Source organism: Pseudomonas sp. NFX183, assembly GCF_047943075.1.
GTDB lineage: Bacteria > Pseudomonadota > Gammaproteobacteria > Pseudomonadales > Pseudomonadaceae > Aquipseudomonas.
The window spans coordinates 4,719,681-4,742,584 of sequence record NZ_CP181333.1 but is presented as its reverse complement, the minus strand read 5'-3'; the positions used below and the strand labels follow the sequence as shown (position 1 = coordinate 4,742,584).

Below are 22,904 nucleotides of genomic sequence, written 5' to 3'. Positions count from 1 at the left end.
GAGCGCTATGGAATTCACGATCCAACACTTTATCGCGCTTGCGCCGCTGCTGATCACCAGCCTCACCATTGTGGTGGTGATGCTGGCGATCGCCTGGCGCCGCAATCACTCGCAAACGTTCCTGCTGTCCTGTGCCGGTTTGAACCTGGCGCTGCTGTCGATTATCCCGGCACTCAAGGTTGCGCCACTGGCGGTCACCCCGCTGATGATGATCGATGACTTCGCGCTGCTGTATATCGCGTTGATCCTCGTCGCCACACTGGCGTGCGTGACCCTCGCCCACGCCTACCTCGGCGAAGGCGGCACGGGCTACCCGGGCAACAAGGAAGAGCTGTACCTGCTGATCCTGCTGGCTGCGGCCGGCGGCATCGTGCTGGTCAGCGCTCAGCACCTGGCCGGCTTGTTCATCGGCCTGGAATTGCTGTCGATCCCGACTTACGGCCTGGTGGCCTACGCCTTCTTCAACAAGCGCTCCCTGGAAGCCGGCATCAAGTACATGGTGCTGTCGGCCGCCGGCTCGGCGTTCCTGTTGTTCGGTATGGCCCTGCTCTACGCAGAAGCCGGCAGCCTGAGCTTCACCGGTATCGGTCACGCCCTGGCCGCCAGCAACAGCCCGGCGCCGATCGCCCAACTGGGCCTGGCGATGATGCTGATCGGCCTGGCGTTCAAGCTGTCCTTGGTGCCTTTCCACCTGTGGACCCCGGACGTGTACGAAGGCGCCCCGGCGCCGGTGGCGGCGTTCCTGGCCACGGCCTCCAAGGTTGCGGTGTTTGCAGTGATGGTGCGTCTGTTCCAGATCTCGCCTGCTGCCAACACCGGCGTGCTGAGCAACGTGCTGACCGTGATCGCCATTGCGTCGATCCTGTTTGGTAACCTGCTGGCCCTGACCCAGAACAACCTCAAGCGTCTGCTCGGTTATTCGTCCATCGCCCACTTCGGCTACCTGCTGATCGCCCTGGTGGCGAGCAAAGGCCTGGCCGTGGAAGCCATCGGCGTGTACCTGGTCACCTACGTCATCACCAGCCTGGGCGCGTTCGGTGTGATCACACTGATGTCCTCGCCGTACAAAGGCCGTGATGCCGATGCCCTGTACGAATACCGCGGCCTGTTCTGGCGCCGTCCGTACCTGACTGCCGTGCTCACCGTGATGATGCTGTCGCTGGCCGGTATCCCGCTGACCGCAGGCTTTATCGGTAAGTTCTACATCGTCGCGACCGGTGTCCAAGCCCACGAATGGTGGTTGGTTGCCTCCCTCGTGCTGGGTAGCGCCATCGGCGTGTTCTACTACCTGCGCGTGATGGTCACCCTGTACCTGATCGAGCCAAACCTGCGCCGTGTGGACGCCGAGCTGCACTGGGAACAAAAAGCCGGTGGCGTGATGCTGCTGGCCATCGCCCTGCTCGCGTTCTTCCTGGGTGTGTACCCACAACCGTTGCTCACCCTGGTGCAGCACGCGGTACTGGGCGTTTGATCGCTTAGGACTATGCAGTAAACAGAACGGCGCCTTCGGGCGCCGTTTTTGCGTTCTGGGGGAATGTATTGGGCAAGGTGTCTGGAGTTCTTGTTACCTATCCGTTATTTGGGTTAGGGCCGGTCGCGGCTAAACCGGCGTCCTGCCGGTTTACCCGCTCCGTACTACCTGCGTTCGACCAGCGTGGTTTAACGGGGCGTCTAAGATCAAAGTCAAAAGCAGATCAAGATCAAAAACAGAGCAAGGCGGCCTGACAGCCGACCTGATCCTTGAAGCTGAACCCAATTCCAATGTGGGAGCTGGCTTGCCTGCGATGGCATCTACTGGTTATGCCTGATACACCGAGTTGTCTGCATCGCAGGCAAGCCAGCTCCCACAGAAAAGCAAAGCAGTGCGGTGCTGGCAGATGCACTCGGTCGGAGTGGTTAGATCAAAAGCAAGGCCGAGACGGCCTGGCAGCCGACCTGATCCTGGAGGCCGAACTCAATCAAATGTGGGAGCTGGCTTGCCTGCGATGGCATCTACTGGTAATGCCTGATACACCGAGTTGTCTGCATCGCAGGCAAGCCAGCTCCCACAGAAAAGCAAAGCAGTACGGTGCTGGCAGATGCACTCGGTTGGAGTGGTTAGATCAAAAGCAAGGCCGAGACGGCCTGGCAGCCGACCTGATCCTGGAGGCCGAACTCAATCAAATGTGGGAGCTGGCTTGCCTGCGATGGCATCTACTGGTAATGCCTGATACACCGAGTTGTCTGCATCGCAGGCAAGCCAGCTCCCACAGAAAAGCAAAGCAGTACGGTGCTGGCAGATGTACTCGGTTGAATTGTGGGAGCGGGCTTGCTCGCGAATGCGTTGTGTCAGTGACACATGAGCTGGCTGACCCACCGCTTTCGCGAGCAAGCCCGCTCCCACATTTGGATTTCAGTACATCAGGTAGGGAAATCAAAGCGAGAACACACCATGAAACGTGAAATCTTTTCCGAACTGGTCGAGGGCTTCGACGCGCTGGCTGAAGAACGCCAAGGCAAAGTCACCCTGCGCACCCACAAGGTCCATCTCAACAACCTGGCCCCGCTGACGGCCGAAGAGGTGGTCGCCGTACGCCAACAGCTCAACCTCTCCCGCGCGGTGTTCGCCATGTACCTGCGCACCAACCTGCGTACCCTGGAGAACTGGGAGCAAGGCCGAGCCAGGCCGAATGCCCAGGCCGCTACCTTGATTCGCCTGGTTGCACGGTTTCCGGAAACAGTGGCGCACCTCGCTGCGCTAGGCTGACAAATCAAGCTCCGACAGGTTCGGGGCGGTTGGCTAGTATCTAGCGGCCGCCAAGCATCTCGGCAACGGTCTCGCTGCCCGGCAACCCCTCAACCCACCCACACCGATGGCGCCACGCGCGGTGAACCCTCAGTCCAGAACAGCGAGTGGCTCGCGAGGGCCAACGGATCAATCCACCCACGCAGTTGCGACATGCTGTAGGCCAAGCTGACGATTCCGTTTGCCTTGTGAGGCGTCGGGGTCGTTGGGTAAATCCCCTTTTTGAGCAGGGGCCACCTAAGCTCAAGATCTACCGCCCAGCCGAGGCGGCGTGCCCCTCCAATCGTGATCCGAGACGCCCCGCGCGCCCAGCAAGGGAGCGTGCCCTAACGAGGCTGCAACAGCAGCGCCACCAACGCACTCCAGCCCGTCTGGTGCGAGGCGCCCAGGCCGCGCCCGGTTTCCCCGTGAAAATACTCATGAAACAGCACCAGATCACGACTGGCCGGGTCCGCTTCCAGCTGCGCATACCCCGCCATCGATGGACGCAGCCCGTCCTCATCCCTCAGGAACAATCGCGTCAGACGCTGACTGAGGCCGTCTGCGACTTCTTCGAGGGACGCCAGATAACCACTCCCCGTCGGGTACTCCACCGAGAAGTTGTCCGCGTAGTACCGATGAAACTCGCGCAACGATTCGATTAGCATGTAGTTCACCGGCATCCACAAGGGCCCGCGCCAATTCGAATTGCCGCCGTACAACCGTGAGTCCGACTCGCCAGGCTGGTAACGCGCGCACAAGGTGTCGCCGTTCATCTTCAGCGCCAGTGGCTCCTGGGCAAACGCCTTGGACAAGGACCGCACACCAAAGCCTGACAGAAACTCCTGGTCATCCAGCATGCGGCGCAACAAATCCTTGGTCCGTTCGCCACGCAACAGCGCCAGCAACAGGCGATTGCCCTGCCCCGGCTCGTTCCAGCGCGACACCAACTTGGCCAAGTCCGGCCGGTGATGCATGAACCCCAGCAGCCGCTCACGCAAGCCTTCCAGGCCTTCATGTTCGCGCTGCTCCAGCACCAGCACGGCAAACAAGGGCATCAGGCCGACGATGGAACGCAAGCGCACCGGTTCGTTCTGGCCGTCGGGGCGGTGCAGCACATCGTAGAAGAACAGATCCTGCTCATCCCACAGCCCTTCGGCGCTGTCGTCGACGCGGTTGATGGCGCCGGCGATGTACAGGAAGTGCTCGAAAAACTTCACCGCAATATCGACGTACACGACATTGCGCTTTGCCAACTCCAGCCCGATCCGCATCAGGTCCAGTGCGTAGGCCGCGACCCACGCCGTGCCGTCGGCCTGATCCAACTGGTAACCCGGCGGCAAGGTCGCCGAGCGGTCGAACAAGGCAATGTTGTCCAGGCCCAGGAACCCGCCCTGGAACAGGTTGCGGCCTTCGGCATCCTTGCGGTTGACCCACCAGGAAAAATTCAGCAGCAGCTTGTGGAAAATCCGCTCAAGAAAGTCCATGTCGCCGACACCCGTCAACGCCTTGTCCTGCTGATACACCCGCCAACTGGCCCAGGCATGCACCGGCGGGTTGGCATCGTCAAAACGCCATTCATACGCCGGCAGTTGGCCGTTGGGGTGCATGAAGCGGTCCTTCACCAACAGCAACAACTGCTGCTTGGCATACCCAGGATCAATCAGCGCAATCGCCACCGCCTGGAAGCCCTGGTCCCAGGAGGCGTACCACGGGTATTCCCAGGTGTCGGGCATGGAAAGGATGTCGAAGTTGGACAGGTGCCGCCAATGGGTATTGCGGATGTGCAGGCGCTCCGGCGGTGGCGCCGGTTGGGCAGGGTCGCCGTCGAGCCATTGGTTCACGTCGAAATAGTAGAGCTGTTTAGACCACAGCAAACCCGCCAGGGCCTGGCGCTGTACATTGCGCGCGTCCGCATCGGAGATGCCGTGTTGCAAGCCCGCGTAGAACTGATCGGCCTCCTCGCGGCGCTGTTCGAACAGCTTGCGCGCGTTGATCTGGGGCGCATCGGTGGGCGCAAACCGCAGGTACAGGATTTTGCTTTCCAGGCCCGCCAGTTCGAGGATGAAACGTGCGGCGACCTTGGTGCCCGCATCGCGGCGAATCGCCGACTGCACGCCAGCCACCACGTAATCGTTGATGCCATCCTTGAACGGCCCAGGTGCCGGCTGCCCGTCCAGGCGCTGATAGTTGCTCTCGTTTTCGCAGAACAGCCACTCCACGCCGTCCTGGCCCCAGGCGCTGAGGTGGCGATCGGAAAGCTCGTGATGACGGGCCAGCACCTGATCGCCGTCCATGCGCAACTGCGGCTTGGGCGCATCCAGGGTCCAGCTCCAGTCATTGCGCGCCCACACCTGGGGCAGCACCTGCAGGCGCGTCGGCTGGTCCGAGCGGTTATGCACGGTGACGCGCATGAAAATATCGTCGGGCTGATGCTTGGCGTATTCAACGCTGACATCGCAGTAGCGGTTGTCTTCGAACACGCCCGTGTCGAGGATTTCATACTCGGCATCCGCAAGCCCACGGCGCGCGTTCTCGGTGGTCAGGTCGGCATAGGGAAAGGCCGCATGCGGGTATTTGTAGAGCATGCGCATGTAGGCATGACTGGGTACACCGTCGACGAAAAAGTACAGTTCCTTGACGTCTTCACCGTGGTTGCCCTCGGCGTTATTCAAGCCGAACAACCGTTCCTTGAGGATTGCGTCGCGCTCGTTCCACAGCGCCAGGCCCAGGCACCAGCGTTGCGCCTTGTCGCTGAAACCGGCCAGGCCATCTTCGCCCCAGCGATAGGCGCGGCTGCGCGCGTGGTCATGCGGGAAGTAGGCCCAGGCATCGCCGTCTGCGCTGTAGTCTTCGCGCACCGTGCCCCATTGGCGTTCACTCAAGTACGGGCCCCACTCGCGCCAACGCTCGGCCTCTGGCGTCGCCAGGCGCTGGCCTTCAATCGTTTCAAGGATGTTGGTTACGGGTGCGGCCGTCATTGGGTCCTCCATCACTGACACAGTGACGGGCAGTGTAGAACCCATCCACGCTAGGATGCACATGAAGTCTCCTCCGCCCGGGCAAAAAAAAGGCCGCTGATCAGGCGGCCTCGGTTTTTTCAACGCGGTAAAAGTGCGAACGTGCTTAGAAGATCGCGTAGGTGTAGTTGAAGATCAGGCGGGTTTGATCCTGATCCGCAGTGCCGGTGTTGTGACCGTGATAAGTACCGGTCCGGAAGGTGGTGCCGAAGCCTTTGAGCGGGCCTGCCTGCACGACGTAATCCAGGCGGAAGTCGGTTTCGTTTTCTTTCTGGTCAGGGCCGCCAGCGACTTTGGACTTGATGTCCGTACCGTCCAGGTAAGCCACGGAAGCCTTCAGGCCGGGTACGTAGGCCTTGAAGTCATACGAGTACTGACCGAAGTTGACTTGCTCGCCCGCACGGGAGAACTGGCCAACCACGGCGTCGGTGAACAGGTAGAAGTCGCTGCCGCCCGCGCCTTGTTGCTGTGGGTCGGCGAGGCTGCCCTGGTTGACCCAGACGAAGCCGCCGTCGTCGCTCACGCCAATGTGGCCAAGCATCAGGCTGCTGCCGCCCAGTTGGTAAGTGAACGCGGCGCTGTAGGTTTTGTTGTCCACTTCACCGGCGTGCTTGGCGTAGCCACCGTTGTTGTTGAACGCATAACCGCTTTCGCCATTCTTGCCGTCGCTGGTGCTGTCGAAGTAGCGCAGGTCAGTCTTGAACGATTGGTCATTGCCCAGCGGCAATACATGGACCAGGCCGAAATAGTTCTGTTTGTAGAAGTCTTGCAGGTTGGCGTAGTAGTACTGCAGCGTCAGGTTTTTCGCGATGGCGTTGTCGGACGAGCCGAACGGTTTGTAGTCCACGCCACCGAACTTGAAGCTGTCGCTGTCACGCGTACCGCCGGCCACACTCAGGCCCGTGGAGTTGCTGGACGCACGGCCTTCGGCCTTGTTCAGCTCACCGCCAGTGAAGGTTACGTTCGGAATGTCGCTGGAGGTGAGGATGCCGCCGTCAAAGGTCTGTGGCGCAACACGGCTGTCGTTGGAGACCAGAATAGGCAGCACCGGCGCCAAACCACCGCCGACGTGCAACTCGGTCTGGGAAATACGGAATTTCACGTTGCCGGCGGCGCGACCGAAACTGTCGGCCGGTTCAGTGCCGTTGTTCTTGGTCGGGAAGAAGCTGTTGCCGTTCCCTGCCAGGCCTGGGCCTGCGGCGTGGCCGTCGCCACCATCAAGACGCAAGGCGCCGAACGCCATGACGTCGAAACCGACACCAAGGGTGCCTTGGGTGTAGCCGGATTTGTAGTCGAAGCGCAGCAGTGTCGCAGCTTCGCGCAGATCGTTGTTGGTCCCCGAGCGGTTGTCTGCGCTGTAGTACATGGTCCGCGAACTGATGGCGGCGTGGCTGTCTTCAAGAAAGCCACTGTGACCTGTGCCAGTGCCCAGAGAACCGAGCCCGAAGTCATCCGCGCAGGCGTGTTGCGCGAGCAATGCAGCGGTGATGGATAACGCCAGTGTAGAAATTTTCATGCGTGACGGCCCCTAAACATTTTTTTATGTGCGTTGTGTGCAAAACGGCGTTTTCATCCCTACAAACGTGACGATTGTTTCATGAGCACCGCGGCGCTCCTCGTGAAGAATTTGTTAGAAAAGTGCCTGTGAAAATGAAATTTCGCCGCCAGGGTTTTTTGTCATATTCACGTCATCTCATTCATTTGCAGAATGAAGTCCAGAGGATTCTTCGTTTGCAACACTGGCTCAAGCTCAACAAAATCCAGCGATAGGCCAAGTTCACGCCCCTAGCCATCAGGAATTTTTCTATGCCCACCACCGCACATGTCAGCCCCGACGACATCCGTAGAGGCTTTTCCAAAGCCATGTCCGACATGTACCGAGATGAAGTTCCGCTGTACGGGGCGCTGATGGCCCTGGTGGCCGAGACCAATAGCCGGGTGCTGGCCGGTGATTCGGGGCTTTCCCGGCAGTTGCAGCGCACGGGTGAAATCGAGCTTCTGGACATGGAACGCCACGGCGCCATTCGCCTGGGCACGGCCATGGAACTGGCAACCATCCGCCGTCTGTTTGCCGTGATGGGCATGCAGCCGGTGGGCTACTACGACCTGACGCCCGCGGGCGTGCCGGTGCATTCCACTGCGTTTCGCGCCGTGCATGAACGCTCACTGCAGGCCAGCCCGTTCCGTGTCTTTACTTCACTGCTGCGTTTGGAACTGATTGAAAACCCTGAGCTGCGCGCCTTTGCCGAAAACGCCCTGGCCAAACGCAACATTTTCACCCCGGGCGCCATGGCGTTGATCGAACAAGCGGAACGCGACGGCGGCCTCGACGCCCAAGACGCCGATGCATTTATCCGCCAAGCCCTGGAAACCTTTCGCTGGCACCACACCGCCACGGTCACCGGCGCGCAATACCAGCAACTGAGCGACCAGCATCGCCTGATCGCCGACGTGGTTGCGTTCAAGGGCCCGCACATCAACCACCTGACCCCGCGCACCCTGGACATCGACCAGGTGCAGGCCGCCATGCCCGGCAAAGGCATCACCCCCAAGGCTGTGATCGAAGGACCACCGCGTCGTCACTGCCCGATCCTGCTCCGCCAGACCAGCTTCAAAGCGCTGGACGAGCCGATCGCCTTCACCGACGCGAAGGGCAGCCACAGCGCGCGCTTCGGCGAAATCGAACAACGTGGCGTCGCGCTGACCCCCAAGGGCCGCGCCCTGTACGACCAGTTGCTGAACGCTGCGCGCGACGAATTGGGCGCCTTCCCGAACGAGGCCAACGCCGCGCGGTATGTGCAATTGATGGAGCAGCACTTCGAGGCCTTCCCCGACAACCACACTCAGATGCGCGAGCAAGGGCTGGCGTACTTTCGCTATTTCGTCACTGAGCAAGGCCTGGCGGCGCGCGGCCAAGCCAATCAACCGGCCACACTCCAGGCGCGCATTGCTGCCGGCCATGTGGACGTGGAACCGCTGGTGTATGAGGATTTTCTACCGGTGAGTGCGGCGGGGATCTTTCAGTCCAATCTTGGCGATGCGGCGCAGAGTCACTATGCGGCGAATTCAAACCAGGCCGAATTCGAGAAAGCACTGGGCTGCCGAACGATTGATGAGCTGAAGCTGTACAGCGAGACGCAACAGCGCTCGATGGATGAATGCATCCAGGCGCTGCAGGCATGAAATGAGAGTGCCCACCCGGCTCACCAGCGCAATCCTTGCGCCGCAACAGTCCCCAGAGCCGGGTGGGCGGTGCGCATGATAGACAGTGAAAAGCGCCCTGTCCCTCAGACAATTCTGAACAAATATGTCCGCGCCCTGTAGGAGCGCGGACTGCAACTACGCCAACTGCTGCACAATCTTGTCTTTGACCAGCAGGCGCTTCTTCTTCAATTTTTCCAGTTCTTCGTCAGCCCCGCCTGAAGACTCGAACGCCAGCACCTCCTTGTCGGCGGCGTCGTATTGCTCGAGCAGCGTGTTCAAACGGTCATCGCCCCTCCTGCGTTCGTGAACGACTTCCTTGGTCAAACCCAGATCCTGATACAGGTCGTGTTTCACTGGCATGGAGTACCTCCGCAAGTTGATCAATGGCCTACGCGTTTGAAGCTAGCCCATTGCGAGGGGTCTTGTCATGTCCGGGGTCATTACATCCCCGTTCGTCGTAATGCGGGCGATGCGATCAAACCTTTGCCACGCCCTGCCCTCCACTGTAGATCGCCACCCGAGGGAGAACGGTTTCATGAAACACGCTGCCACTGCTGTCGACACCCAATGCATCAACACGATTCGCACCCTGGCCATGGACGCCGTGCAGAAGGCCAACTCCGGCCACCCCGGCACGCCGATGGGCCTGGCGCCAGTGGGCTACACGTTGTGGAGCCGCTTCCTGCGTTATCACCCGCAGCATCCCGACTGGCCTAACCGCGACCGTTTTGTGTTGTCAGTGGGGCACGCGTCGATGCTGCTGTATTCGCTGCTGCACCTGGCCGGTGTGGTGGAGATTGATGCTCACGGCAAGCGCTCCGGCCAGCCGGCAATCAGCCTGGACGATATCAAGCAGTTCCGGCAGATGAGTTCCAAGACCCCGGGCCATCCCGAGTACCGCATGACCACCGGCGTTGAAACCACCACCGGCCCCCTTGGCCAGGGGTGCGCCAACAGTGTCGGCATGGCCATGGCCGAGCGTTGGCTGGGCCAGCGTTTCAACCGCGACGGCAGCGTACTGTTCGATTACAGCGTCTACAACCTGTGCGGCGACGGCGACATGATGGAAGGCATCAGCAGCGAAGCGGCCTCGATTGCCGGGCACCTGAAGCTGGACAACCTGTGCTGGATCTACGACAACAACACCATCAGCATCGAGGGCCATACCGAACTGGCGTTCAGTGAAGATGTGATCAAGCGCTTCCAGGCCTACGGCTGGCACACCCTGCACGTCACCGATGCCAATGATTTGCAGGCCTTGAGCAGCGCCCTGGAAACCTTCAAGGCCAACACCGGCGCACCGACCCTGATCGTGGTCGACAGCGTGATCGGCTACGGCTCGCCACACAAACACAACACCGCCGCCGCCCATGGCGAACCGCTGGGTGCTGATGAGATCCGTCTGACCAAGGCTGCCTACGGCTGGCCCGAGGATTCCAGCTTCCTGGTGCCCGACGAGGTCCGCACCGTGCTGCGCGATGCGCTGCTTGAACGCAGCCAGCCGCAGTATGAAGAATGGACCCGCCACGTGTCGCAGCTGGAACAGCACGAACCGGAACTGGCCGATGAACTGCGCCGCATGCGCGCAGGCGAAATGCCCGAGCATTGGCAGGATGAGCTGCCCAGCTTCGACACCGACGCCAAAGGCGTCGCCAGCCGCGCAGCCGGTGGCGAGGTATTGAATGCCTTTGCCCAACAGGTTCCGTGGCTGCTCGGCGGCTCCGCAGACTTGTCGCCATCGACCAAGACCAACCTGACCTTTGATGGCGCCGGGCGGTTCAGTGCCGATGATTACAGCGGGCGCAACCTGCACTTCGGCATCCGCGAGCACGCCATGGGCGCGATTGCCAACGGCATGGCGCTGTCGTACCTGCGACCGTACACCTCGACGTTCCTGGTGTTCAGCGACTACATGAAACCGCCGATCCGCCTGGCGGCGATCATGGAATTGCCGGTGGTGTTTGTGTTTACCCACGACTCGATTGGCGTCGGCGAAGATGGCCCGACGCACCAGCCCATCGAGCACCTGACGCAACTGCGCGCAACGCCGGGGCTACTGACCCTGCGACCCGGCGACGCCAACGAAACCCTGGAGCTGTGGAAGGTCGCACTGGCGCAGACCCATCGGCCAAGTTGTGTGGTGTTGTCGCGTCAGACGCTGCCCACCCTGGATCGTACGAAATACGCGGCGGCGTCCGGTGCGGCCAAGGGCGCTTATGTCCTGGCGGGCGCGGATAACCCCAAAGTCCTGCTGCTGGCGACAGGCAGTGAAGTCAGCCTGGCGGTTGCGGCTTATGAGCAGTTGAAAAGCGAAGGCATTGCCGCGCAGGTGGTGTCGATGCCCAGCTGGGAACTGTTCGAAGAACAGGACCAGGCATACCGCGACAGCGTGTTGCCGCCGGCGGTAAAAGCCCGGGTCGTCGTGGAACAAGCCGGCCCGCTGGGGTGGGACCGTTACGTCGGGCAGACCGGCGCCAAAGTGGTAATGAGCACCTTTGGTGCCTCGGCTCCCTTGGCCAAGTTGCAGGAAAAGTTTGGATTTACCACAGAGAACGTGGTGAAGCTGGCCAAGGAGCAAATGGCTAACGCCTGATAAAAAATGCGCAAGCGGCTGGCCCGCTTGCGCATTTTGACCTGATTGGCAGTTAAGTCAGTTCTCGCACCAGAAACGGCGCAGTACGGCTGACCTTGCTTTTGGCCACCTTCTGCGGCGTGCCACTGGCCACCACCTTCCCGCCTTGCATGCCGGCCCCCGGCCCGATATCGATTACCCAGTCACTCTGCGCCACGACGCGCATCTCGTGCTCCACAACCACCACCGTATGCCCCGCCTCGACCAGATGATTCAGCTGGCTGAGCAAGCGGTCCACATCGCGTGGGTGTAACCCGGTGGTAGGCTCGTCCAGGACATACAACGTGGCGCCGCGCGCATTGCGTTGCAGCTCGGTCGCCAGCTTGATGCGCTGCGCCTCACCGCCGGACAGCTCGGTGGCCGGCTGGCCCAAACGCAAATACCCCAGGCCAATATCGCGCAACACCTGCAACGAGCGCAGCACGCCAGGCTGCTCGGCAAACACCGCCACCGCCTGCTCCACCGTCAGCCCCAGCACCTGGGCAATGCTCAACCCCTGCCATTTGATCGCCAGGGTCTCAGGGTTGTAGCGCGCACCGTGACAAGTCGGGCACGGCGCGTACACGCTCGGCATGAACAGCAACTCGACACTCACAAACCCCTCACCCTCGCAATTGGGGCAGCGGCCCTTGGCGACGTTGAAGGAGAACTGCCCGGCGTCATAGTGGCGCTTCTTCGCCGCCGGCGTGGCGGCGAACAGTTTGCGCACGTTGTCGAACAGCCCGGTGTAGGTCGCAAGGTTGGAGCGCGGCGTACGGCCGATGGGTTTCTGGTCCACCTGCACCAGGCGCCGGATCGACTCCAGACCCGCAGTGATACGCCCGCCGCTGGTTTGCGGGATGTCGTCTTCCAGGCTGGGCTCTTCGTCGGCTTCCACCACACGGCCCAACCCCGCGCCCACCAGTTCCAGCAGCGCCTGGCTGACCAGGCTGGATTTGCCCGAGCCCGAAATACCCGTGACCGCCGTGAAGCATCCCAGTGGGAAGTCCACGCTCAGGTCATTGAGGTTGTTGCGCGTCACGCCTTCGAGCTTCAACCAACCGGTGGGCTCACGGCGCGCCTGGCTCGGTGGGCGCCGCTCGGCAAACAGATATTCGCGCGTCTGCGACGCCTCGATATCCGCCAGGCCCGCTGGCGGGCCGCTGTACAGCACTTGCCCGCCGTGCTCGCCGGCAGCCGGCCCCACGTCGATCAGCCAGTCGGCGCGGCGCATGGTTTCCAGGTCATGCTCAACCACAAACAGCGAATTGCCTGCGGCTTTCAAGCGCTCCAGCGCGGTGAACAACGCTTCGCCATCCGCCGGGTGCAGACCCGCCGATGGTTCATCCAGCACATAGATCACGCCGAACAATTGCGAGCCCAATTGCGTGGCCAGGCGCAGGCGCTGCAGCTCGCCGGATGACAACGTCGGCGTACTGCGCTCCAGGGACAGGTAGCCCAGGCCCAGCTCGATCAGGGTGCTCACGCGTTCAAGCAAATCCTCGGCGATGCGCTGGGCGGCCAGGCGTTTTTCCACCGACAGCTTCATCTTGTCCTGCCCCGCCGCGACCGGCCGCAGCAACTCGGCCAACTGCGACAGCGACAGTTGCGACAGCTCACCGATATCCACCCCGGCAAACTTCACCGACAGCGCCGCGCGGGTCAGGCGTTTGCCCTCGCACATTGGGCAGGCGCTGCCCTGCATGAACTGCGAGACGCGCTTTTTCATCAGCGCACTTTGGGTGTGGGTGAAGGTGTGCAGGATATAGCGCCGCGCGCCGCTGAAGGTACCCTGGTAACTGGGTTCGAGCTTGCGCTTCAAGGCCGCGCGGGTCTGTTCGGGCGTGAAGCCTGCGTACACCGGCACGGTCGGGGTTTCTTCGGTGAACAGGATCCAGTCGCGCTGCTTTTTCGGCAGGTCGCGCCAGGGAATGTCCACGTTATAGCCGAGCGTCACAAGGATGTCGCGCAGGTTCTGCCCTTGCCACGCCAACGGCCACGACGCCACCGCACGCTGGCGAATGGTCAGCGACGGATCGGGCACCATCAGCGCCTCGGTCACCTCATACACCCGGCCCAGGCCATGGCACTGCGGGCAAGCGCCCTGGGGCAGGTTCGGCGAAAAGTCCTCGGCGTACAGCATGGCCTGGCCCGGCGGATAACTGCCGGCACGCGAGTACAACATACGGATCAGGCTCGACAAGGTCGTGACGCTGCCCACCGAAGAACGCGCACTCGGCGTGCCGCGCTGCTGCTGCAGGGCCACGGCCGGCGGCAGGCCTTCGATGGAATCCACATCCGGCACGCCGACCTGATCGATCAGGCGCCGTGCGTAAGGTGCTACCGATTCGAAATAGCGACGCTGGGCCTCGGCGTACACCGTGGAAAACGCCAGGGATGATTTGCCGGAGCCCGAGACGCCGGTGAACACCACCAGGGCGTCCCGCGGAATGTCGACGTCGACGTTACGCAGGTTATGTTCGCGAGCGCCGCGCACTCGCACAAAGCCAAGGTGCTGGCCGGTGACGGGAGGGATGTTGCGCTGTGAAGTCATGGAAGACCTTATCGGACAGTGAGCACGCTGCGCACCCGTTGTGTGAGGGATTCGGGGCTGTAGGGCTTGCTCAGCAGATGAATGTCGGGGCTCAGCAGATGATTGCTGGAGAGAATGTCGCGGGTGTGCCCGGAGGTGAACAGCACCGCCACCGGCGGTACCTGGGCGCGGGCCCAGTCGGCTAAGTCAGTGCTTTTGACCCGGCCGGGCATGACCACGTCGGTAAAAATCAGGTCCGGCTGCACGCCGCCCTGCAGCGCTTGCATTGCGCGGTCGCCGTCTTCGGCGGTGAGCACGGTGTAGCCCGACTGCTCGAGCAATTCCACCACCGTCACCCGTACATCGACGTTGTCCTCGACCACCAGAATGGTTTCCTGGCCGCCCGCGTGCGGCACAGCCTCAACGGGGTGGCTGTCCGGGTCCTCGGCGCCGAGGCTGCGCGGAAAGTACATTTGCACCACCGTGCCCTTGCCCTCCTCGCTCCACACCTCGACATGGCCGCCGCTTTGCCGCACGAAACCAAACACCATGCTCAGGCCAAGGCCGGTGCCATGGCCCTCACGCTTGGTGGTAAAGAACGGCTCGAACACCCGCGCCAGGACCGCCGACGACATGCCCACGCCAATATCCGTGACGGCCAGGCGCACATATTCGCCAGGCAGGACGCTCTTGCCCGCACAGTCGTCGGGGTTGAGGATGATGTTATCGCCGGTGATGCGGATCACGCCCTCGCCTTGCATGGCGTCGCGGGCATTGATCGCCAAATTGAGCAACGCGTTTTCCAGCTGGTTGCGGTCGACGTTGATGCACCAGGAATCCTGGGGCAATTGCACATCGATATGGATGGTTTCGCCCAACGCGCGCTGCAGTAATTCACCCAAACCTGCGTAGATGCGCTGGGGGTTGTAAACAGCCGGCGACAACGGCTGGCGTCGAGCAAAGGCCAGCAGTTGCGACGACAGTTTGGCGCCGCGCTCCACCGCTGCGATGGCGGCCGTGACACGGCGCTGTACCTGGGCATTCTCGGGTTCGTGCCGGGCCAGCAGGTGCAGGTTGCCGGCGATCACTTGCAGCAGGTTATTGAAGTCGTGGGCCACGCCACCGGTCAGGCCGCCGATGGCTTCGAGTTTTTGCGACTGACGCAATTGCGCTTCGGCCGAGGAGCGCGCTTGCACTTCGGCCGCCACGCGTTGCTCCAGGTTATGCGTCAATTCCTGGCGCAAGCGTTCGGAGTTCACGTGGCCGGTGGTCTCCACCACAATCGCGAGCACACCGGCCGGTTGTTGGTCGTCGCCGGCGACGGGACTGTAGTAAAGATCCATCCAGACATCTTCCGGCTTGCCATTGCGCAGCAGCACCAGTGCCTTGTTGTTGAACGATAACGTGCCGCCCGCCAGACAGGTGTCCACGACATGCCGGTTGAACTCGGCCACTTCCGGCCAGCCCAGCTCCACGGGCGTGCCCAACAGAAACGGATGCCGGCCGCCGGCAAATACCGAGTAGCTGTCGTTGTAGATCATGTACCCAAGCCGCCCCCACAGCATCACCATCGGCATGGGGGATGCCAATAGCATCTGCACGGCGCTGACCAGACTCTTCGGCCAGGCGTGGATCGGGCCCAGGTCAGTGGTCGACCAGTCGAAGGCGCGGATCCGCTGGGCCATTTCACCGCCCCAGCCTTCGCAGCCATGGGTGTTGGATAAAAATTGCATCTATGGGCTCGTGGCGAAGAGAAGGATGGATGAGTGATGCAGTTACGCTGATAAAAACTTGGAGTCTGACTGCAATAATTCGTTTCATTGCATATAGCTTATCCGAGAAGGACTGAGCAACTGCCGTCAGTGAAAATCCCGGCTGCGCACATTAATCCCATCCAGCAGCGGCGTCAGATCGGTCAGGCGCCCGGCAATCAAGTGCCGCACCTCGCCTACCGCCTCCCAGCGCCCGTCGACTTTCAACAGGCGCGAACCGACCAACGCCTGACGCTGACGCTCGGCCAAGTCACGCCAGACCACCACATTGAGGTTGCCGAACTCATCTTCCAGGGTAACGAAGGTGACCCCGCTGGCGGTGCCCGGGCGTTGCCGGCCAGTGACCAGCCCCGCGACGCTGACGTTGCGCCCATGCGCCACCGCCATCAGCTCGAGGGAACTGCGACAGCGGCGTTTACGCAGCTCATCACGCAGCAACGCCAAGGGATGCGGGCCAAGGGTGGTGCCGACCGTGGCGTAGTCGGCCTGCAGGTCTTCGCCAACCGTTGGTGCCGGCAGCTGCACCGCCGCTTCGTCGGGGCTGGGCAGGCCAGCGAACAGCCCCAGCTGTTTATGCACCCCGGCCACTTCCCAGCGCGCCGTGTGCCGGTTGCCGGCCAACGCGCGCAAGGCGCCCGAGTCCGCCAGCAACGCCTGGGCGCGAGCATCCAGCCCGGCGCGTTCGTCCAGGTCGGCAATGTCGCTGAACGTACCACGCTGGCGGGCCGCTTCGATGCGCCGCGCGTCCTCCTCGCGAAACCCCGAGATCATGCGCAAGCCCATGCGGATCGCCGGTTGCTGGCCGTCGATGGGTTCCAGGCTGCAATCCCAGTCACTGGCCAGCACATCCACCGGGCGGATCTGCAAGCGATGCCGCCGCGCATCCTGCAGGATCTGGTCCGGGCTGTAGAAACCCATGGGCCAGCTGTTGATCAGTGCACAGGCAAAGGCCGCCGGCTCATGGCATTTGAGCCAGCAACTGGCGTAGGTCAGCAAGGCAAAGCTGGCCGCGTGGGACTCGGGAAAACCATAGCTGCCAAAGCCTTTGATCTGCTCGAAGATTTGCGCGGCAAATGCCTCGCTGTAACCGTTCTTGAGCATGCCGGTGCGCAGGCGCTCCTGATGCGGCTCAAGCCCGCCATGGCGTTTCCAGGCGGCCATGGAACGGCGCAACTGGTCGGCCTCGCCGGGGCCATAGTCGGCGGCGACCATGGCGATCTGCATGACCTGTTCCTGAAACAGCGGCACGCCCAAGGTGCGTTCCAGCACCGCCTTGAGTTGCGGTGAGGGATACGTCGTCGGCTCTTCGTTATTACGCCTGCGCAAATACGGGTGCACCATGCCGCCCTGGATCGGCCCCGGCCGCACGATGGCGACCTCGATCACCAGGTCATAGAATTTTTGCGGCTTGAGCCTGGGCAGCATCGACATCTGCGCGCGCGACTCGATCTGGAACACGCCAATGGTGTCGGCCTTGCTGATCATCGCGTAGGTGGCGGCGTCTTCCTTGGGAATCGTCGCCAGCGCCAGGTCCAGGTTGCGATGCCGGCGCAGTAAATCGAAGCAGCGGCGGATCGCGCTGAGCATGCCCAGGGCCAGAATATCCACCTTGAGCAGGCCGACGGCGTCGAGGTCGTCCTTGTCCCACTGGATGATGGTGCGCTCGGCCATGGCGGCGTTTTCCACCGGCACCAGCGTGTCCAGCGGGTATTCGGAAATCACGAAGCCGCCCGGGTGCTGGGACAAGTGCCGGGGGAAGCCGATCAATTGCTGCGTCAGCGTGAGCACGCGGCGCAGGAGCGGGCTTTGCGGGTCGAAGCCGCCTTCGCGCAGGCGCTCCAGGGGCGGCGCATCGTCACTCCAGCGCCCACAGCATTCGGCCAGGGCGTTGATCTGGTCCGGCGGTAAGCCGAGGGCCTTGGCCACATCGCGCACTGCGCCGGCCGCGTGGTAGCTGCTGACCACCGCCGTCAAGGCCGCACGGGTGCGCCCGTAGCGCTGGAACACGTACTGCAGCACTTCTTCGCGGCGTTCGTGTTCGAAGTCGACGTCGATATCCGGCGGCTCGTTGCGCTCCTTGGACAGGAAGCGCTCGAACAGCATGCTCATCAGGCTCGGGTTGATCTCGGTGATGCCCAAGGCAAAACACACCGCCGAGTTGGCCGCCGAGCCCCGGCCCTGGCACAGGATCGAACGGCTGCGGGCAAAGCGCACAATGTCGTGCACGGTGAGGAAATAACTTTCGTAACCCAGCTCGCTGATCAGCGCCAACTCATGGTTGATCTGCTGCAAGGTCTTGGCATCGACACCCTGCGGCCAGCGCTGGGCAATGCCTTCTTCAGTGAGCTGGCGCAACCAGGATTTCGCGTTCTGGCCGGCGGGCACCAGCTCGCGCGGGTAGTGGTAACGCAATTGGCTGAGGTCGAACGTGCAGCGCCGTGCAATGGCCAGGGTTTCATCCAGCAAGGCTTGCGGGTACAGCGCGCCGAGGGCGTCGAGGCTGCGCAGATGCCGCTCGCCATTGGGGTGCAGGCGTGTGCCGGCGTCGGCCACCGTGACGTGATGGCGGATGGCAGTCATGGTGTCTTGCAGGGCGCGGCGTCCGCGCGCATGCATGTGCACATCGCCGCAGGCCACCGCCTTGATGTGCAGGCTGGCGGCCAGGGCCAGGCGCTGCTCCAAGTGGCGCGCATCGTTCTGGCCGCAATGCAGGTGCACCGCCAGCCACAGGCGATCGGCGAAGGTACGCCGCAGCCACTGGATCGAGGCCTGGGTGTCGCTGTCTTCGGCAACCCACAGCGCCAGCAGGCCAGGCAGAGGCTGGTCGAAGTCTTCCTGCAGCAGGCGATAACGACCTTTTTCGGCACGGCGTCGGGCCAGGGTGATGAGCCGGCACAAGTGCTGGTAGCCACTGAGGTCTTCTACCAGCAACACCAGTTTGGGGCCGTTCTCGATGCGCACCTCGCTGCCGATAATCAGCGGCATGTCCACCGCCTTCGCCGCCTGCCAGGCGCGCACGATGCCCGACAAGGTGCATTCGTCGGTGATCGCCAAGGCGCTGTAGCCTTGGCGCTTGGCGCGCTCGAACAACTCCAGCGCACTCGACGCGCCGCGCTGGAAACTGAAATTGGACAGGCAATGCAGCTCGGCGTAGCTCATGCAAACCAGCCTTGCAGCCACAACCCATCGCTTTGCCCGACGGTGCGATAGGCCCAGCCTTGCTGCCCGGCGCGGGTCTGGATCAGGTAATAGTCGCGGCGAATATCGGCGCCATCCCACCAACCGGATTCGATGCGTTCCGGGCCCATCAGAATCTGTACGCCCTGCTCGGCCAGCAAGGTCGGCTCGTGCAGCAACCAGCCCGGGCGCTGCACCTTGTTCAAGGTGGGGCACGCGCGGCTATCGGCGGCGGCTTGCCAGGCGCATTCGGGGCGGTGGTCGGCATGAAAGCGCAGGCCTTGCACAGCCTCATCGCCCAGGCGTGCGCGCAGGCGTTCGCGCAGTTGCTCCCAGGGCAACGTCTGTTGCGGGCGGTCGTCGAACAAGTCCTGGCGCTGCGGCACGAACACCGGCAGGTCCTGGGCCACCAGGCGAAAGCCGCGAACCGGCGAGGTGACTTGCACCTGCTCCAGACGGCCGCGGGCCAGTTCGAACAGCATCGCCGGTTCGCGCTCGGCGCTGAGCAGGCCGACCTTGATCACGCTGTCAGGCGCCTGGGCGTGTTCCAGGTGCAGGTCGAAACGCTGCACGCCGCTGTCGCGACCGCAGAGGAAGGCCGACAGGTCACCGGTCAGGCGGCGCAACGGAAACAGTAAGGCCTGGTGGGATTGCACATCGAAATTCAGCTCGATGCGTGCATCGAACTGCTCCGGTGGCTGATAAAACGCCAGTGGCAGCGGCCGCTGTCCGCTCAGCGCATCCAGGTGCTTGAGCAAGCCGGCATCAAAGCGCCGCGCCAGCGTGTGGCGGGGCAACGCCTGCACCTGGGCCAGCGTGCGCAGGCCCATGCGTGACAAGGCGGTGGCGGCTTGCGGGTCGAGGCCTGAACGGTCGACAGGCAGTGGCGCCAGGGCTTGGTGCAGCGCGTGATCATCGGCCACGGCCAGGCCATCGTAGATATTGGCCAGCACCCGCGCCGCTGCCGGATTGGGCGCGGCGACGATACGGTGGCGAAACCCCAACGCGGTCAGCTCGTTGCGCAACCGCGCCTCGAACTGCGGCCACGGCCCGAACAGGCCCAGGCTCGATTCGATCTCGAACAGCAAGGCGCGCGGGTAATACACACTGACCTGGGAACTGAACCGGTAAGCCCAGGCCGCCAGAAACTGCTGCCAGCGCTCGATTTCTGCGGGGTCGTATTCGGCGCTGGCGAAGGTCTTGGCCAGCGCATGCGCAGCCGTCAGCGATTGCCCGGGGCGCAGGCCCAGCGCGCGGGCGGCGGCATTGACGGTTTGCAACACGCGGCGCTGCGGCGTGCCGGCCAACAGCACCAGCGGTTGATCGGGCTCGGGATGCACACGCTGCACCCCGTCCAGCGCCAATTGCGGGAAGACAATACACACCCAGCGCATGGCAACCTCAGTGCCCCGCCAGCGCAATCGGCGCCGGATGGGCCAGCCCGCCCCGGCATTTGAGCACCCGCACTTGCGCAGGTTTTGCCTCAATGGCAAGGCGCAAGGCGGCGGGCGAGGCATTGATTGCCTCGTGTAAAGAGCGCCAGGCAAACGCCAGGGTCTGCCCGGTTTCGGCCGCCACCTGCAAACGGCGCAAGGCGCGGTCATCGGCCTTGCGCGGCCAGCACAGCACGGCGCCGCAACTGCCGGAACGCAGGCATTGTTCGACGGCCCACAAGGTATCGCGCTCCTCGGCCTGGATCACCGAAAGCTGGCGCAAATCCACCCCGGCGTTCTGCCAGGCGTGCGGGTACGGCGTGTACGGCGGCGCGACCAGCACGATGCGCTCCCCTGCCGTTGATAAGCGCGCCAGGGTCGGCAACACCAATTGCAACTCGCCGACCCCTTCCTTGGCCATCAGGATTTCGCTCAGGGCCGCCTCCGGCCAGCCGCCGCTGGGCAGCACCGCGTCCAGCGCCGCCAGCCCGGTGGGGTGCACGCTGGCCGGCGGCGCAACCGGCCGGCCCTTCCAGACTCGGCCGCCATTGAACAGCGAGTCCAGAGCAACGACGGCGCCCATCAGCCTTGCCTCACCAGACCGCAGAACACCCCTTCGATGGCCAGGTCCTGGTCGGGGCCTACCTCGATGGGTTGATACGCGGGGTTACGCGGCAGCAGGCGCACATGCTCGCCATGGCGCTCGAAGCGTTTGATGGTGACCTCGCCGTCCAGACGCGCCACCACAATCTGGCCGTTCAAGGCTTCGGCGCTGCGACGTACGCCGACCAGGTCGCCGTCGAGAATGCCGTCTTCGATCATCGAATCGCCCTGCACCCGCAACAGGTAATCCGGGGTTTTCGCAAACGTGGCGGGGTCCAGTTGCAGGCGGTTGTGCACTTCAGCGTCGGCGCCAATCGGCAAACCGGCGGCGACGCGGCCGAGCACGGGCACATCCAGCCATTCGGGGCGTGCCGGCTGGTTGAGCAGGCGGATGCCCCGGGCCTGGTTAGGGTTGACCTCGATGTAACCGGCTTCCGTGAGGGCCACCACGTGCTTGCGCGCAACGCTACGGGAGGCAAAACCGAACGCCTCGGCGATCTCGGCGAGGCTGGGGGGCTGGCCTTGCTGCGCGATACGGTCGCGGATGAAGGTCAGGATGGCAGTGCGGCGGGGGGTCAGGGTCGTCATGGAGTACATTTGTACTCTTGTAGGAAATCTCTGACAATAGCCGTCAGTCGGGAGCGCTTGAGTGCCTGTCCGAGGGCAGCAACGCACCGGTACTCAGCGCAAGCCTGCCCCCCGAGTCAGCCATAAACTGGCCAGGTCTCAACTATTTTTGCGCCGCGCACCGCCAGCAAATCCCCAAACTGCAACAGCCCATACTCACTCTGCGTGGGCCGCAGTGGCGCGTTCGGGGGGGATGTTTGGGCGTGTCGTCACAGGCGGTGAGCAGGCCGAGGACGGCCAGTAATAAAGCAACGCAGCGCATGGCCACCCTCTCTTCTCAGGCTATGGAAGCTGCTTGCACACTAAGGCAGCAACGCCACGGCGTTGAGGGTTTTGGCGGACACAAAGGGGGCTTGGTGGGGCAGTCGAATGCGGGGCGTTGGCCACCCCGCATCCAGCGGTTCGCTTAGAACGCGATACCGACCTTGAAACCGTACTCGTCACGCTTGAGCTTGGTGTTGTCGGCGACATAGGAGTCGTCGTCAAGCTTGTATTCGGTACGGGTGTAGTACAGGCCCGCCATCACTGGCAGGTCGCCTTTCTGGTTCATCAGCAGGCTGACTTCAGCGTAAGGGTTGGTGCGGTCCTTGAGGTCCACGGTGTCGCTGCCCACGCCATCGACCTTGAGCTTGGCACGGCCGTCGATGGTACGACGGGCACCGGCTTCGACGCGCAGAGTCATGTCATCGAACTGGTGGTTGTAACCCAGGGCAGCTTTGGCGAACGGCGACTTGTTGGTGAGCTTGACGTCGTAGTCATTGGTGTCCGGCTCGTAGCGGGTCCAGCTGTAGCCGCCACCCACAATCACGTCGACAAAGTTGCGCGCGTCGAGCGCGGCACGCCAGCCGAGGTCCAGGTCAGCCTGGCCTTCCTTGAGTTTGTTGTCGCTCTTTTCGCCGTACTTGGCTTCGATCCCGGCCTGGTAGATAAAGCCGGATTCAGCGGTGAGCTTGTTGCCGAAGTTGTAGAACAGGCCCGCTTCAGGCATGTGGTCCTTGTCGCTGTCGCTGCCGCCTTCGAGCTTGAAGTCGTTGTAGCTGCCCTGCAGACCGAAAACCGAAATCGGGCCCGTCGGTGCAGCGGCGAACACCACGGCAGGCGCAGCGACCAGCGCCAACAGCGAGGAGCCCTTGAGGAATTTTCCGAATAGCTTGGACATC

The 22,904-nt window shown here is 62.8% G+C and carries 14 protein-coding genes and 1 pseudogene; 4 read left to right on the top strand and 11 right to left on the bottom strand.

Going from position 1 to position 22,904, the window contains the following annotated elements; all coding sequences use genetic code 11:
- Nucleotides 1-7: 7 nt before the first annotated feature.
- Nucleotides 8-1,471, top strand: coding sequence for an NADH-quinone oxidoreductase subunit NuoN (nuoN, locus tag ACM530_RS22160; RefSeq protein ID WP_145164678.1), 1,464 nt, complete (start codon nt 8-10; stop codon nt 1,469-1,471).
- Nucleotides 1,472-2,431: 960 nt separating this feature from the next.
- A complete protein-coding gene (locus ACM530_RS22155) occupies nt 2,432-2,746 on the top strand; it encodes a helix-turn-helix domain-containing protein (protein WP_416363170.1) in 315 nt (104 codons plus the stop codon).
- Between the two features lie 365 nt (nt 2,747-3,111).
- Here ACM530_RS22155 and ACM530_RS22150 read toward each other — a convergent pair whose 3' ends face one another.
- Both ACM530_RS22150 and ACM530_RS22145 read right to left on the bottom strand, forming a co-directional pair.
- A complete protein-coding gene (locus ACM530_RS22150; RefSeq protein WP_416363169.1) occupies nt 3,112-5,745 on the bottom strand; it encodes an MGH1-like glycoside hydrolase domain-containing protein in 2,634 nt (877 codons plus the stop codon).
- 145 nt (nt 5,746-5,890) lie between these two features.
- A complete protein-coding gene (locus tag ACM530_RS22145; RefSeq protein ID WP_145166144.1) occupies nt 5,891-7,300 on the bottom strand; it encodes an OprD family outer membrane porin in 1,410 nt (469 codons plus the stop codon).
- A 290-nt stretch (nt 7,301-7,590) separates the two neighbouring features.
- Here ACM530_RS22145 and ACM530_RS22140 point away from each other — a divergent pair, with 290 nt between their 5' ends.
- On the top strand, nt 7,591-8,967 hold the full coding sequence (locus ACM530_RS22140; RefSeq protein WP_416363168.1) for a VOC family protein: 1,377 nt from the start codon (nt 7,591-7,593) through the stop codon (nt 8,965-8,967).
- A gap of 156 nt (nt 8,968-9,123) precedes the next feature.
- Here the strand turns inward: ACM530_RS22140 and ACM530_RS22135 are convergent, their stop codons facing one another.
- Nucleotides 9,124-9,348: a DUF465 domain-containing protein gene (locus ACM530_RS22135; protein ID WP_145166142.1), complete on the bottom strand. Its 225-nt coding sequence runs from the start codon at nt 9,346-9,348 to the stop codon at nt 9,124-9,126.
- A 175-nt stretch (nt 9,349-9,523) separates the two neighbouring features.
- On the opposite strand from ACM530_RS22135, the gene tkt reads away from it, so the two are divergent.
- Complete coding sequence (tkt, locus tag ACM530_RS22130; protein WP_416363167.1) at nt 9,524-11,581, top strand: transketolase; 2,058 nt, start codon at nt 9,524-9,526, stop codon at nt 11,579-11,581.
- 52 nt (nt 11,582-11,633) lie between these two features.
- Here the strand turns inward: tkt and uvrA are convergent, their stop codons facing one another.
- The 8 genes and pseudogenes from uvrA to ACM530_RS22090 form a co-directional block, all read right to left on the bottom strand.
- A complete protein-coding gene (uvrA, locus tag ACM530_RS22125) occupies nt 11,634-14,153 on the bottom strand; it encodes an excinuclease ABC subunit UvrA (RefSeq protein WP_416363166.1) in 2,520 nt (839 codons plus the stop codon).
- An 8-nt stretch (nt 14,154-14,161) separates the two neighbouring features.
- Nucleotides 14,162-15,865, bottom strand: a complete 1,704-nt coding sequence (locus tag ACM530_RS22120; protein ID WP_416363165.1) for an ATP-binding protein — start codon at nt 15,863-15,865, stop codon at nt 14,162-14,164.
- 126 nt (nt 15,866-15,991) lie between these two features.
- Nucleotides 15,992-19,084 (bottom strand): error-prone DNA polymerase, encoded by a 3,093-nt coding sequence (locus ACM530_RS22115; protein WP_416363164.1) that lies wholly within the window; start codon nt 19,082-19,084, stop codon nt 15,992-15,994.
- On the bottom strand, nt 19,060-20,475 hold the full coding sequence (locus ACM530_RS22110; protein WP_262207387.1) for a Y-family DNA polymerase: 1,416 nt from the start codon (nt 20,473-20,475) through the stop codon (nt 19,060-19,062). The genes ACM530_RS22115 and ACM530_RS22110 overlap by 25 nt, the downstream gene beginning before the upstream one ends.
- A gap of 7 nt (nt 20,476-20,482) precedes the next feature.
- Entirely contained in the window at nt 20,483-21,097 is a 615-nt protein-coding gene (gene imuA, locus ACM530_RS22105; protein ID WP_262207389.1) for a translesion DNA synthesis-associated protein ImuA, read from the bottom strand.
- Nucleotides 21,097-21,714, bottom strand: a complete 618-nt coding sequence (gene lexA, locus ACM530_RS22100) for a transcriptional repressor LexA (protein WP_106579904.1) — start codon at nt 21,712-21,714, stop codon at nt 21,097-21,099. The genes imuA and lexA overlap by 1 nt, the downstream gene beginning before the upstream one ends.
- Before the next feature lie 107 nt (nt 21,715-21,821).
- A pseudogene (locus ACM530_RS22095) lies at nt 21,822-21,920 on the bottom strand (hypothetical protein); the annotation flags it as partial.
- Nucleotides 21,921-22,150: 230 nt separating this feature from the next.
- Entirely contained in the window at nt 22,151-22,903 is a 753-nt protein-coding gene (locus ACM530_RS22090) for an outer membrane beta-barrel protein (protein WP_145166135.1), read from the bottom strand.
- Nucleotide 22,904 lies beyond the last annotated feature (1 nt).